Source organism: Microbulbifer sp. TYP-18, assembly GCF_040932045.1.
Lineage (GTDB): Bacteria > Pseudomonadota > Gammaproteobacteria > Pseudomonadales > Cellvibrionaceae > Microbulbifer.
On sequence record NZ_JBFRBC010000001.1, the window covers coordinates 145214 to 158446 of the forward strand.

General features: G+C 58.9%; 10 protein-coding genes. 8 read left to right on the forward strand and 2 right to left on the reverse strand.

What is annotated here, in order from left to right; all coding sequences use genetic code 11:
- Window positions 1-31 precede the first annotated feature (31 nt).
- The 3 genes from bamC to ABVT36_RS00505 are packed head-to-tail and all read left to right on the forward strand — an operon-like array spanning window position 32 to window position 2854.
- A complete protein-coding gene (gene bamC / locus ABVT36_RS00495; protein ID WP_368454787.1) occupies window positions 32-1213 on the forward strand; it encodes an outer membrane protein assembly factor BamC in 1182 nt (393 codons plus the stop codon).
- Window positions 1213-1986, forward strand: coding sequence for an MBL fold metallo-hydrolase (locus tag ABVT36_RS00500; protein ID WP_368454788.1), 774 nt, complete (start codon window positions 1213-1215; stop codon window positions 1984-1986). Before bamC ends, ABVT36_RS00500 begins: the two co-directional genes overlap by 1 nt.
- Before the next feature lie 43 nt (window positions 1987-2029).
- A complete protein-coding gene (locus ABVT36_RS00505) occupies window positions 2030-2854 on the forward strand; it encodes a sulfite exporter TauE/SafE family protein (RefSeq protein WP_368454789.1) in 825 nt (274 codons plus the stop codon).
- A gap of 288 nt (window positions 2855-3142) precedes the next feature.
- Here the strand turns inward: ABVT36_RS00505 and ABVT36_RS00510 are convergent, their stop codons facing one another.
- Window positions 3143-4669, reverse strand: coding sequence for a peptide MFS transporter (locus ABVT36_RS00510; protein ID WP_368454790.1), 1527 nt, complete (start codon window positions 4667-4669; stop codon window positions 3143-3145).
- A gap of 338 nt (window positions 4670-5007) precedes the next feature.
- On the opposite strand from ABVT36_RS00510, the gene ABVT36_RS00515 reads away from it, so the two are divergent.
- From ABVT36_RS00515 to ABVT36_RS00535, 5 genes are all read left to right on the forward strand, one after another.
- Window positions 5008-6162, forward strand: a complete 1155-nt coding sequence (locus ABVT36_RS00515) for a tetratricopeptide repeat protein (protein WP_368454791.1) — start codon at window positions 5008-5010, stop codon at window positions 6160-6162.
- A 473-nt stretch (window positions 6163-6635) separates the two neighbouring features.
- Window positions 6636-7577 carry an N-acetylglucosamine kinase gene (nagK, locus tag ABVT36_RS00520; protein ID WP_368454792.1) on the forward strand — a complete coding sequence of 314 codons (942 nt, stop codon included), beginning with the start codon at window positions 6636-6638 and terminating at the stop codon, window positions 7575-7577.
- Window positions 7578-7661: 84 nt separating this feature from the next.
- Window positions 7662-8660: a glucosamine-6-phosphate deaminase NagB-II gene (gene nagB-II / locus ABVT36_RS00525; RefSeq protein WP_368454793.1), complete on the forward strand. Its 999-nt coding sequence runs from the start codon at window positions 7662-7664 to the stop codon at window positions 8658-8660.
- 18 nt (window positions 8661-8678) lie between these two features.
- The gene (gene nagA, locus ABVT36_RS00530; RefSeq protein ID WP_368454794.1) at window positions 8679-9806 is read left to right on the forward strand and encodes an N-acetylglucosamine-6-phosphate deacetylase; all 1128 of its coding nucleotides are present in this window, start codon (window positions 8679-8681) and stop codon (window positions 9804-9806) included.
- 159 nt (window positions 9807-9965) lie between these two features.
- Window positions 9966-11294 carry a sugar MFS transporter gene (locus tag ABVT36_RS00535; RefSeq protein ID WP_368454795.1) on the forward strand — a complete coding sequence of 443 codons (1329 nt, stop codon included), beginning with the start codon at window positions 9966-9968 and terminating at the stop codon, window positions 11292-11294.
- 28 nt (window positions 11295-11322) lie between these two features.
- On the opposite strand, the gene ABVT36_RS00540 is transcribed toward ABVT36_RS00535, so the two are convergent.
- Window positions 11323-12411, reverse strand: a complete 1089-nt coding sequence (locus ABVT36_RS00540) for a LacI family DNA-binding transcriptional regulator (protein WP_368454796.1) — start codon at window positions 12409-12411, stop codon at window positions 11323-11325.
- Between the last annotated feature and the right edge of the window lie 822 nt (window positions 12412-13233).

The following is a 13233-nucleotide window of genomic DNA, read 5'->3' on the forward strand; positions in this document are numbered from 1 at the left end:
CCTCACCAAAGTATCAACTGGGGAATCGATAATGACAAAACTGACTACAGGGGTCGCGCTTCTGGGCGCCAGTATCGCCCTGTCCGGCTGTGGCATCTTTGGCGGCGAGGACGGCTATTTCCGCGATCGCAGTGACGATTACCAATTGGCGGACAGCCTGCCCCCACTGAGAATGCCCGAAGGGGTCAAGGCCCCCCTGCAAGAGGAGCTGTACGAAGTTCCCCAGACCGGCACAGCCGACCTGGAGCGGGGTAAATTCGAGGTGCCCCGTCCGCAGGCGCTGGCGGCCAATGTGGGGCTGGACAGGGTCAAAATCCAAAAACTGGGCAACCGCCGCTGGGTACTGGTATCGCAGCCCCCGGAGGAAGTCTGGCCCCAGTTGCACTACTTCCTGCGCCAGTCCGGTTTGCAGCTGGCGTCGTCCGATGTCAATGCCGGCCGCATGGAGACCGCCTGGCTGACTTTCAAGCAGACCCCGGAAACCAAGGACAAATTCTTTCTTCAGGTGGAATCGGGTGTACAGCCGGATACCACCGAAGTCCATGTCCGCCACTTCTCCGCGCCGGTGAGCTTGCCGGCCAGTGTGCAGGTGGAATGGCCGGCTCAATCCACCGACCCGGAGCGGGAGGGCTGGATGATCGATGAGATGTCCTCGGCGCTGGCCGCCGATAGCAGTGGCGCGGCGGCCTCCCTGGTGGCGCAGGCGATCGGAGGGGGAGCGGTCAAGGTGGGACTGCAGGAGCCGGCGGGCCGCGAGCCCTACCTGTTTATGGGACTGGAGCGGGAGAGAGCGGTGGCGACCCTGGTCCACGCCCTCAATTCGGGCGCCTTTCGCCTGCATCAGGAAGATACCGCCACAGGCATCTTTTACGTGACCTTCGACAAGTCCCGCGAGCTGTCCGAAGAGGAGAAGGACGGCGGCTGGTTTTCCTGGGGCAGCGACGACGAGGACACGCTGGCTGAAGAGGCGGAGGGAGTGACTCTGCCGCAGCTAATGGCCAATATCGATACCTCCACAACCGCTGAACCCGCACTGTTTGACGGTATATCGGGTGTCGGCGGCGCCGAGGCAACAGAAATTCCCGGTTACCTGGTGGTGCTGCGCAGTGCTAACGGACTGATTGAAGTGCGTATCCGCGATACCCGCGGCCAGCCGCTATCCCGTGGCAAAACTTCCGAGCTGTTGATGGCAATTCGTCAGAATCTGATCTGATGACACTTAAATTTGCGTCGCTTGGCAGCGGCAGCAAGGGCAACGGTACCCTGGTTGCCAGCGGTGGCGACTGCCTGCTGGTGGATTGCGGCTTTACCATCAAGGAGACCGAGCGGCGCATGGCGCGGCTCGGGGTTTCGCCGGCGGACCTGTCGGCGATCCTCGTTACCCACGAGCACAGTGATCACCTCTCCGGCGTCGCGCCACTGGCGCGAAAGTACGGCCTGCCCATCTACCTGACCCCCGGCACACTCCGTGCGCGGGATTTGGGTAAACTCCCCCGGACGCACCTGATCGAAGGCTATCAACCGTTTGCGGTGGCCGATATCCAGGTGACTCCGGTGGCGGTGCCCCACGATGCCCGGGAAGCGGCCCAGTTTGTATTTCGCAGCCGCGCCAGCAGCCTGGGCCTGCTTACCGACCTGGGTACTGTGACACCCCATATCGAGTCGCACTTCGGCGACTGCGACGCCCTGGTGCTGGAAGCCAACCACGATCCGCAAATGCTGGCCCAGGGCCCCTATCCGGCGCCACTGAAGCGCCGTGTGGGCGGAGCCTATGGGCATCTCAGCAATCAGCAGGCGGCGGGCTTCCTGCGCCGGGTGGGTGCGGAGCAATTACAGCATCTGGTGGTTGCGCATATCAGCGAAAAGAACAATACCCTGGAGCTGGCGCGAAAAGCGCTGGCAGATGTGTCGGAGCAAGTGGCCAACTGCCTGTTCGCCTGCCAGCAACAGGGTTTTGGCTGGCTGGAAATTGAGCCCCGCGGCTGACCCTTATCCGGCACCTCCGGTGCGACCGGATTGAGGCCAATCTATGGAAATCCTGCTGATCTATCTCGCAGTCGGCGCCGTGGCCGGTACCATCGCCGGCCTGTTTGGGGTGGGTGGCGGATTGATCATAGTCCCGGCACTGGTGCTGGTGTTCACCGCCATGGGGATTGAGGCGGAAGTGCTTACCCAGATGGCGGTGGCCACCTCCCTGGCCACCATAGTGGTGACTTCCACCAGTGCCATTCGTATCCATCACCTGCGGGGAGCGGTGGACTGGCGGCTGTTCCGGACAATGACACCGGGAATTTTGCTCGGGTCCTGGCTCGGCGGTGTGACGGCGCACTGGCTGCCCGGCGCCTGGCTACAACTGCTGATCGGTGTCTTTGCCCTGGTGATCGCGATTCGTATGTGGTTGGCCGGCCTGCGCCGCAGAGTAGCTCCAGAGGACGTCAGCCCACTGCCTAAAAGACCCGCGCTTGCCGCAGTAGGGGCATTGATCGGTTGGGCATCGGCCATTTTTGGTATCGGTGGAGGTTCACTGACGGTGCCCTTTTTATCCCACTGTGGGGTGAAGATACAGCGGGCGGTCGCCACTTCGGCAGCCTGCGGCCTGCCCATTGCGATAGCCGGTGCGCTTAGCTTTGCGGTACAGGGGTGGGGTAGTGAATCGCTGCCGCCCGGGAGTGGTGGCTATATCTACTGGCCGGCATTCATTGGCATAGTGGTGGCCAGCGCGCCCTGCGCACACCTGGGTGCGCTGCTGGCCCATCGCCTGCCGCCCCAAATACTTAAGAACAGTTTTGCGCTGTTGCTCTGTGTGATCGGTGTTCGGTTTGTCTGGTTGAATCTAGGGCTGGTGCTGTCCTGAGTGCCACCCATTTCGGTGGAGCTGATTAATGAAAAGCAATTATTCCTGGGAGCTGAAAACTAGCAACAAAGTAAGTTGCCGCTTTGGTGCGGTATGATGGGGTGTTACAGCCTGGTGGAGACCCGCGCAGGTTGCTCAGTGTAATTACGCAGGTTTTCAAGGGCGAAGGCCCGATGGGTGAGAGCTCATCCACTGGATTGCCGGGTTAATAGTTGCGATAAAAAAGGCCGCCCGGTTGATCCGGGCGGCCTTTTTGTTGCAGAAGGAGTAATTTGAGCGAGCGGTTTATCAGGCCTTTGCCCCCACTTGAGAACCACCTTCTTCAGTCGCGCTATCACTGCTTTCCCAGTATTTGGATTTCAGGGCGATCAGCGAGAGGATAATGCCGGTGCCGATGATAAACAGGCTGATCTGCAGGTACAGATTCGGCAGCTCGGAGATATTGTTCGGATCGAAATGCCCCGCCAGCAAACCCGAGAAAATGTTGCCAATGGAGTAGGTCAGTACAAAGACCCCCATCATCTGGCCGGCAAAACGGCGGGGGGACAGCTTGCTGACAGCACTCAGGGCTACCGGGCTCAGACACAGTTCGCCCACTGTATGCAGGAAGTAGGTGGTAATCAGCCAGTAGGGGGCCACTTTCAGGCCCTGGGCGGCGTACTGGGCGGCGAAGAACATCACCACAAAGCCACTGCCCATGATAACCAGGCCGATAGCGCATTTCATCCCGTAGGAGGGGTCCATCATACGCTTGCCCAGGTTGATCCAGAGCGCCGCAAAGAAGGGGGACAGCAGGATAATGAACATGGGGTTGACGTTCTGGAGCCAGGACGCCGGAACCTCGAAGGTGCCAATCACGCGGTCAGTGTAGTCGCGGCCGAATAGGTTGAGGGAGGAACCGGCCTGCTCGAAGCCGGACCAGAAACAGGTGGAGGCTACGCAGACCAGGAACAGGGCCCAGAGTTTCTTTTTCTCCGCGCCGCTCAACTGGCCAGCGAAGTAGATGAATGCGTAATAGGCCAGGAACGTGAGGGTGAAGACTACGGCCACATATTGGGCCGCGGTGACGGGATCGATGGTGATGACCCCCTGCATGGTCAGGCCGGTGATCAATGCCACAGCCACCAGTACAGCGCCAATTGTGCGCCAGGCCAGTTTGGCATTCTGCGGTGACAGGGGGTTTTCCGGTTTCAGGCTGGCATCGCCCAGGTTGCCGATTGTCAGGCGGTACTGAACCAGGCCTATGGCCATACCCACGGCGGCGGCACCGAAACCCCAGTGCCAGCCCACCTTTTCACCGAAGTAGCCGCAAATAATGTAGCCGAGGGTGGAGCCTATGTTGATACCCATATAATAGAGGGCGTAACCGCTGTCCCGGCGCACGTCCTCGGGCTGATACAGGTGGCCCACCAGGGCGCTGATATTCGGTTTGAGCAGCCCGGTTCCGCTTGCAACCAGTATCAGGCCAATAAAGAAGGTGTGATCACTGGGAATCGCCAGCACTATGTGGCCGCACATGATGATGATGCCGCCGTACCAGACGGTGCGCTGTCCGCCCAGCAATCGGTCTGCAATCCAGCCGCCCGGCAGGCCGAGGAAATAGACTGCACCGGTATAGAGTCCGTAGATGGCGGTTGCAGCGGCGACGGTAAAGGCGAGGCCCTCTTCCTGCAGGCTGGCGGTCATAAACAGTACGAGCAGGACGCGCATACCATAGTAACTCATCCGTTCCCACATTTCGGTGAAGAACAGTGTGGAGAGTCCTTTGGGATGGCCGAAAAAGCCATCACTGTTCTGATACGTATTCGACGACATAAGCTGAAGTTCCAGTTGTTATAGCTCTAATCGAGCATACCTCGGCGCGCCGAGGTGCTCCCGGGTTTCAGGGGCGCTCGGGCACGGCACCCATTCACTGGTCCGGCTATCTGTCCAGACCGCGGAGAGGGTTTCCCCCTCTGGTGTCATTGGCGATGGGACCGCAACTGCGCACACAGTGGCCGCCTCCAAAGCAACCCCTGGAGTGTACCAGCTGTCAGTGATTCAAGCGACTCGTTACAAATGTAACCTTGCCGGTCATCTCATTGCGGTTCACAAGCTGGGGGAATGGTGGTAAACCCTGCCGTGGTAGACAGTGAATCGGCGGATGTATAACGATGAAAACCCCGCTAATGGCGGCCTTGCTGGTCGTCGCCGGCGCCTTTGTGGGTTGCGCCGGCAAGATGCCGGTGGAACAACCGGTGGAGATAGTGCCGGACCATCTGCTGTCCGGCGCCGCGATACTCGGCCGGCCAGTGGATCCCGGCGAACTGCCGCGGGACCCGGTGATGACAATCACGGCGGAGATGCGCGATTTCCTGGCGAACATAGCGCCGGACGTCTCGCCGCAGCGGCGTTTGGCGGCGCTGATAGAAGCCTTTGAAACACAGAAGTTCCACGTCGAATACGACCAGGACAGCACCTTCACCGCCGGGGGTACTTTTCGCGAGCGGCGCGGTAACTGCCTGGCGTTTACCCTGATGATGGTGGCTATGGCCCGGGAACTCGGGGTAGAGGCGTCGTTCAACGAGGTGGACGTGCCCCCTGTCTGGGGACATGAGGATCCTCAGACGTTCGTGGTTTACCGCCACATCAACATGGTGTCCGAACACCCCCGGGGACGCCGGGTGGTGGATTTCAATCTGGCCGCCTATGACCCGGTGTACGAGCAGCGTAAACTGTCTGATGTTGTTGTGCTGGCGCAGTACTACAGCAACCGGGGCGTAGAGCTTATGAATGCCGGCGATGGTAAAAGGGCTTTCCTCTATCTGCGCAAGGCACTGGCACTACAGCCGGGAAATTCAAATCTGTGGTCCAATTTAGGTGCGCTGTACAGCCGCTTTGGGCACAAAGAGGAGGCGGAGCAAAGCTACCATCGGGCGCTGTTGTTCAAGCCGGAAAACCTGGTGGCGCTGAGCAATCTGGAGCGCCTGTATCGGCGTCAGGGAGCTTTTGAGGTCGCAGACTATTATGCCGAGCGGGTGCGCTACCACCGGGAGAGAAACCCCTATTATCTCTACTATCTTGCCCGATCCGCGTACGAAGAGGGGGAATACCGGCGGGCACAAAAGCAGTTACGGCGCGCTCTGTGGAAATATGACAGCGACCACCGGTTCCATTTTCTCCTGGGTTTGACGCGCTACCGGCTGGGCGAATTCGAAGATTCCCAGGACAGTTTTCGTGCGGCCTTTGCCCTGGCGGAACGGGCAGAGACCCGCAATGCCTATATGAACAAGCTGAAATACCTGATTCGGAATGGGGAACAGAATTAATTAACGGCTATCTCAGTTAGTGTGCACAGGCCTAATAATTCCAGTAAACAAGCCCGAGGGCAGGACAGTGCCGGTCGGGAAAGCTTGTGTCGGTTAACGCGATGTACCATCGGCTCCTAAATCGCGATCTGCTGCAACTCTGCTCGAAGTGCTCGCATCACCAGCCCCATAACTTGGCTGACAAAGCTCATCCGGCTTCACGGCCCCTTTCAGCCATAAACGGTTGTGCTTGGCGGCTCTCCTCAGGCCAGCCAGCCGGGTGTCTCTATACTGAAAAAACACTGCATGTTTTTTGGTCAGCGCGATGGTGCGAGACTACTTTTTACCGGTTTTTTCGAAAAATGGTATGACAACGCTGTCATTGATATTGTAGTATCACCCGCACACTGACACAGGTGCCCGGGACCGCGGTAAAACAACCGGCGAGCCCGGATCAGTCATATGGCACTGGAAAATCTTAGGGGCCGGTACAGATGGTTGCTTTCGGGGATAGGCTTTGGATCGGTATTGACGGCGGTGGCAGCAAGTGCCGGGCCGTTATCGTGGATGTGAACGATCGGGTCCTTGGTACCGGCCTGGCGGGGCCCGCAAACCCCCTGCATGGTTATGACCAGACCCTTGATTCGATATTGGGCTCCACAACCCTGGCACTGGCCGACGCCGGGCTGCCGCCTGAAACCCTGGGCGAACTGGTCGCCGGGGTGGGGCTGGCCGGGGTCAATATGCCGCGACTCTACCAGGAGATGTCTTCCTGGTCGCACCCTTTCAAGAAAATGTATCTGACAACCGATCAGCACTCGGCCTGTCTGGGTGCCCATCGCGGTGGCAGCGGCGCAGTGCTGATTGCCGGTACCGGATCCTGTGGCTACGCCTGGGTCGATGGTCAGCGCACACTGCTCGGCGGTCATGGCTTCCCTCACGGCGACAAGGGCAGTGGTGCCTGGATAGGACTGGAAGCGGTCAAGTATCTCCTGATGGCTCTGGACGGCCTGGCCCCGGAATCGCAACTGCAAGGCGAATTGCTGAAAGTGTTGGCGGCGACCACTCCCAACGAGGTATTCGAACGAATCCGGGGAGAGTGCCCCAGTTACTATGCGCGATTGGCCATTCCGGTATTTCAGTGTGCGGAAGCCGGCGATCCGGTGGCGGAGGCGATAGTGCGCGACGGCGCCAGCTATATCAGTGCTATGGCAGACAAGCTGCTGCAATTGGAGCCACCGCGGTTGTCGATGATTGGCGGCCTCGCCGCCAGTATGACCCGCTGGCTGGAGCCCCGGGTGATCGAGCGTTTGGAGGAGCCGCTGGAGCCCCCGGAAATCGGTTGTGTTTATCTGGCGCGACAGGAACTGGAGCGCGAGGAGGGCAATGTCAAACCGGTGAGCGCCGGGCTGGGTGGCAAGGCGCTGTTTGGTTAGTGTCAACAGGCCCTAGGCAGCGCGCTCGGGTCTTTTCAACGGTGGCGTTACCGTCGCCAACAATATTGCACAGGTCGACAGGCAATGGTCACAACGGTTATGGAATCTGAAGCGCGTGAGGCGCCGGATCGTATCGAGGAACAGCTGAAGAACAATGCGTCAATCATGGCGGAGCTGGGCGCACGGTTGCGCCGCAAGCCTCCCCGCCTGGTAATGATTGTAGGGCGCGGCTCTTCAGATCACGCCGGTGTTTTTGCCAAGTACCTCATAGAAATAGAAACGGGTACGCCCACCTTTGCCGCCGCCCCGTCTGTATCCAGCGTTTACGGCCGCAAACTCAAGCTAGAGGACGCTCTGGTTCTGGTGATTTCGCAGTCCGGCCGCAGCCCCGATGTTCTCGCCCTGGCCGAAATGGCGCAGCAGGCTGGTGCTTATACGGTGGCACTGGTCAACGACGAGAGTGCACCCGTGGGTGACGTTGTTGATCTGGTGGTACCTTTGTGGGCCGGGCCGGAAAAGGCGGTGGCTGCCACCAAGAGTTATCTTGCCACCCTGTCGGCGGTGTTGCAGCTTGTTGCGAACTGGACCCAGGACAGCGACCTGCTGAACGCTGTAGAAACCCTGCCCAGGACCCTGGCACAGGCAGTCGAGGCCAGTCCGCAGCTGCGCCCTGAAGACCTGGCCGATGTGAACAACCTGGTGGTGCTCGGGCGTGGGCCCGGCTACGGCATTACCCGGGAATTGGCACTCAAGTTGAAAGAGGTGTGCAACATCCACGCGGAATCCTTTTCCAGCGCGGAATTCCTGCACGGCCCGGTGACCCTGGTGGAGCGGCAGCTGACGGTGGTCAATGTGCCCATCGAAGATGAATCCTACACAGTGCACAGTGAACAGATTGCAGATGTCATGCGCCGTGGCGGTACTCTGGTGAATCTCCATGTGCCCACTGGGGGGGTGCATCCGCGGGTGGCACCACTGGCACTGCTGCAGCGTTTTTACCTGGATGTGGCACATGTTGCAGTGAGCCGCGGTATCAACCCGGACCAGCCCGCCGGTCTCAAAAAAGTGACCCGTACCCTCTGACTGCAGGCGGAGATTCCAGTGGCGCGAAATTACATTGTGGAGCGGTTATTCGACGGTGAACGTCTGCACCGGGACGTGTCGATGGTGGTGGATGACGCTGGCCGGGTGCAGTCTATCGACCCAGCTGGTTTGTCGGGGGCGGAGCGGTTGTATGGACTGTTGGCGCCGGGCCTGATCGATGTGCAGGTAAATGGCGGCGGCGGTGCCCTGTTCAATAACGACCCCTCTCTGGACACTTTGCGCAGGATGGGTGCGGCACACGCCCGCTATGGCACCACGGGTTTTATGCCGACCCTGATTACAGACGAAGCGCCGGTGATGGAAAGGGCCGCGAATGCGGTGGCGGCTGCGTTGCGGGATGCTGTTCCGGGAGTGCTGGGCCTGCATTTTGAAGGTCCGCACCTGAGTGTCCCCAAAAAAGGTACCCACGAGGAGCGTTTTATCCGCCCTCTCAGCCCAGCGGAATTGCGCCTTTATGGCCGTGGGGACCTGGGGCTGAAAATGGTTACCCTGGCGCCGGAGAATGTTTCAGCGGAGGATATCCGCCGCCTGGTATCTTTGGGGGTTAGGGTTTGTCTCGGTCATTCCAACGCCGATGGCGATACTGTGGCGGCCGCTCTGGGGGCCGGGGCCACAGGCTTTACCCACTTGTACAACGCCATGTCTCCACTGAAGTCCCGGGAACCGGGGATGGTGGGGCTGGCGCTGATCAGCGATGATGCCTGGTGCGGTTTGATCGCCGACGGCCACCATGTAAGTGCGGAGGCCATGCTGTTGGCGCTCAAGGCCAAACCGCGGGGCAAGCTGATGCTGGTTACCGATGCCATGTCCCTGGTGGGAAGCGATGAAGCGTCTTTTCCTCTGTTTGACCGGGTGGTGACCAGGGAGGGGGACAAATTAACTTCCAGTACCGGCGAGCTGGCGGGGTCGCACCTGGATATGATTGCTGCGGTGCGCAATATACACCACTGGTGCGGCGTGGATCTGTTCGAGGCGTTGCGCATGGCTTCGCTGTATCCCGCGCAGTATCTGGGCATAGAGGGTGGGCGCATCGAGGAAGGGGCGCGGGCTAATTATATTTTGCTCAACAGCGAGCTGCAGGTGCAAAAGACCTGGATAGACGGGCGGGAAGTCTTTTCCCAATAGGCCCGTCCCATGGTTGCCCGGTCAACATCAGGCCGTTGGTCGAGCGAATCGCGGAAGCAAAAATGGTATCGAAAGCTGTCGGCCGGAGCGGCTCTACAGTGGGTATAAAAAGGTTTGTTGGATGGCCAAAGTTAAAAAACGATAACAAAGGGTAGGTTTATGATGCGAGCAGCCGTTGTTGAAAGTGAGATAAGCGATAGCAAATTGCCGATGGTGATTATCGGCCTTCTGTTTTTTATCTTTGGTTTTGTCACCTGGCTTAATGGTGCCCTGATCCCCTTTTTACAGACAATTTGTGAACTGAGCGCTTTCGAAGCCATGCTGGTGGCGTCCGCCTTTTATATCGCCTATACGGTTATGGCACTGCCGATGGCCGCCATCATCGAAAAAACGGGTTATAAAAATGGTATGGCGCTGGGGCTGGCGCTGGTGGCGCTCGGTGCGCTTGTTTTTATTCCCGCCGCCTACAGTCGTATGTTCGGTATTTTTCTGCTGGCGCAATTCGTGGTGGGTTCAGGCCTCACTATTCTACAGACTGCGTCCAACCCCTATATCGTCAGGCTGGGGTCACAAGAGACCGCGGCGGTACGGATTTGCATCATGGGGTTGCTCAATAAGGGAGCGGGAATTGTCGCCCCGATAGTTTTTGCCGTGCTGGTGATGTCCGGTATCAGCGGTATATCCACTGTCGAGTTGGATGCTTTGAGTCCATTGGCGAAGGAGGCGAAACTGGACGAGCTGGCGGGTCAGCTGGTCAGTCCCTACCTGGGTATGGCTCTGCTCGGCGGTATCCTTGCGGTGGCCATGCTGTTTGCGCCCCTGCCCGACATTGACGAAGGTGTTGTCGAGGGTCAGGAGGAGACAACCGTAACCCTGGGGGGGCTGATGAAATTTCCCCGGCTGGTATTGGGCTCAGTGGCGCTGTTTTTTTACGTGGGAGTGGAGGTCATTGCCGGTGACGCTATCGGCCTGCTGGGGATACAGGCGGGAATGGATACTGCGGATGCGGCTGTTCTGACCTCTTATACGATGATTTTTATGGTGCTGGGTTACCTTTACGGCACCGCCGTCATTCCCCGCCTTATGAGTCAGCAGACAGCGCTTTTGATCTCTGCCATTCTGGGTATCCTTTTTACCTTACTGGTTATGACCGGATCCCTGGAAAATACTGCACTTTCCGCCGCCAGCCTGTCGTTGCTGGGCCTGCCGGAAGTTCCAAATGCGGTGTTCTTTGTCGCGTTACTGGGCTTTGCCAATGCCATGTGCTGGCCCGCTATCTGGCCGCTGGCGCTGGATGGGCTTGGCAAGTTTACCTCCAGGGGCTCGGCATTGCTGATCATGGGCATCTCCGGCGGTGCAATTTTACCGCCGCTGTACGGACATTTTGCGGATACGGGCGATGGTCAGGCGGCTTACCTGATAGCGGTGCCCGCCTACCTTTTTATTCTGTTTTACGCCGTAAAAGGGCACAAGATGCGGAGCTGGTAGCCTGGGAGTGCCGGTATAAGGGGTTGGGTTATCTCGCCCCTTTGACTAGGCTCTGTTGTCCGAGATCAAGGCTTTGGGGCGCCGGGCCGCTGGAGTCCCGGATCACCAGTGACGGGGTAAACTTTCTCACAATGCCAGCGCCTTTGGAGGCAGCGGCGCTCTCCGCGGCCCCTTTACTGCGGGCCTTGCTCAGGACCAGAGCGGCGGCACATTTGGCAATTTCATTATTGGGCTGGTGCGCGGTGGTCAGTGTTGGCCAGGTTTGGCGGGAGAAGGGGCTGTCCTCGAAGCCCACAATGGAAAGCTGTTCCGGGATCGCTATGCCCATCAGGCGTGCAGCGAACAGTGCCCCTGCGGCCATTTCATCGTTGCTGGCGAAAATGGCCGAGGGTGGGTTGTCCACATGCAGCAGTTTTTTGGCGCCCTGTACGCCGGAATCAAAAGAGTATTCCCCCTGGAGGATGAGGGATTCGTCGAGGGGAATGCCGGCGCCCTGCAGAGCCCGCTTGTAACCGTCCAGGCGGCCCTGGGTGGATACATGCTCCTCGCCGCCGCAGAGAAAGCCGATGCGCCGGTGACCGTACTGCAGCAGGTGCTGGGTGAGGTCAAAGGCGGCTTGGCTGTCGTCAACCATGATGCAGTTTTCTTCGTCGCCGCCGGCGGCCGAGGTGGAGATAATCCGTACGTAATCCACCCCGAGACTTTGCAGGGTATCGATCACCTGTTGTTGTTCGGAAAAGGGCGGTGTAAGGACCAGGCCCGCCACTCTTGAGTGTTCCACCAGGTTGCGCAGTTCCTCGTATACCTGAGTGGACTTGAAGTTGCTCGGGTGAATCAGCAACTCGTAGCCCCTTGCTTTGCAGGCATCGAGAATACCGTTCTGCATATCGATGACGTAGTAGGCATTGGGATTGTCATAAATGAACGCGATCGTATAGGAGCGGGTGCCGGCCAGGTTGCGCGCTGCAAGGTTGGGCTGGTAGTTGAGGGCCTCAACCGAGTCCATCACCTTTCGGCGGGTGGCCGGGCGTACGGACGGTTCGTTGTTGATGACGCGGGAGACCGTCTTGATCGAGACACCGGCACGGGCGGCGACGTCACTGATTGTTACTTTCATGGCAGAGTTTGTCCCTGTTGTTAGTGCAGCGGCGATCAGTCGGCCGGCTGGGCCTGGGGAATTCAGATTAATTCGATGCAAAGTCTGAGGTTGCGCCGATTTAATCCGGGTTCCCCGGGGTATGTTACCAGCAAATGGCTGCCACTTGATTTTCCGCGACGCGGGACCCGGGATATCCCGGCTGGTGTATGGGCCAGCCTGGATGCCACTGGCAAAGCATAGTCGATCCCGGTCAATTTGATAGCGCTGTCGTCGGTGGGAGCCTGTGTCAAAAGGCCCAAACACGGCGTTGGTAAGCCTAAGGGCGATCACCGATGCGGAACCCAGGCTGTCCCCAATCACCTGGGTTGGACCCCCGGTCGATGTGCCAAAGGCGCATTGGCTGAATACAGATTGTAGATTTATTACAAATTTTCGACAAAGAGCGGCGATTGGGCTCAAAACGGGGTGGTTGGCGAATAAGTGATCAACCCGCCTCCCCGCCCACCAGCTACGACGGTCTTGGGCTGAAGGGTAGCTGGGGCCTGCTGGGCGGGGGCATTAGAGGCTCTGAATCCGATGATTACGTCCGTGGAGGATGGGTTGAAATGTTTTGTAGTTTTACTACATAATAGCGCTCTGATGAACCATTTCGGGTGGCCTGCCCGATATTCCCAGTAGGGGGCAAGGCGCCTGTCACGAGCAAATTGGGTGCAGATCCGTTAGGTGGCGCTTTAGAAGCCAGAAGAACAGGCAGGCAGCAATGGGTCCGCGTTGGGCCGGGTTCGGGGGGAATCAATCCGGTAACGCTATCTTATCAAGGGGGCCATGCGCATTTCGCGG

What these genes read in the sequence shown, in the direction of transcription:
- bamC (WP_368454787.1), top strand. Translation starts at nt 32, where the DNA reads ATGACAAAACTGACTACAGGGGTCGCGCTTCTGGGCGCCAGTATCGCC.
- ABVT36_RS00500 (WP_368454788.1), top strand. Translation starts at nt 1,213, where the DNA reads ATGACACTTAAATTTGCGTCGCTTGGCAGCGGCAGCAAGGGCAACGGT.
- ABVT36_RS00505 (WP_368454789.1), top strand. Translation starts at nt 2,030, where the DNA reads ATGGAAATCCTGCTGATCTATCTCGCAGTCGGCGCCGTGGCCGGTACC.
- ABVT36_RS00510 (WP_368454790.1), bottom strand. Translation starts at nt 4,669, where the DNA reads ATGTCGTCGAATACGTATCAGAACAGTGATGGCTTTTTCGGCCATCCC.
- ABVT36_RS00515 (WP_368454791.1), top strand. Translation starts at nt 5,008, where the DNA reads ATGAAAACCCCGCTAATGGCGGCCTTGCTGGTCGTCGCCGGCGCCTTT.
- nagK (WP_368454792.1), top strand. Translation starts at nt 6,636, where the DNA reads ATGGTTGCTTTCGGGGATAGGCTTTGGATCGGTATTGACGGCGGTGGC.
- nagB-II (WP_368454793.1), top strand. Translation starts at nt 7,662, where the DNA reads ATGGTCACAACGGTTATGGAATCTGAAGCGCGTGAGGCGCCGGATCGT.
- ABVT36_RS00535 (WP_368454795.1), top strand. Translation starts at nt 9,966, where the DNA reads ATGATGCGAGCAGCCGTTGTTGAAAGTGAGATAAGCGATAGCAAATTG.
- ABVT36_RS00540 (WP_368454796.1), bottom strand. Translation starts at nt 12,411, where the DNA reads ATGAAAGTAACAATCAGTGACGTCGCCGCCCGTGCCGGTGTCTCGATC.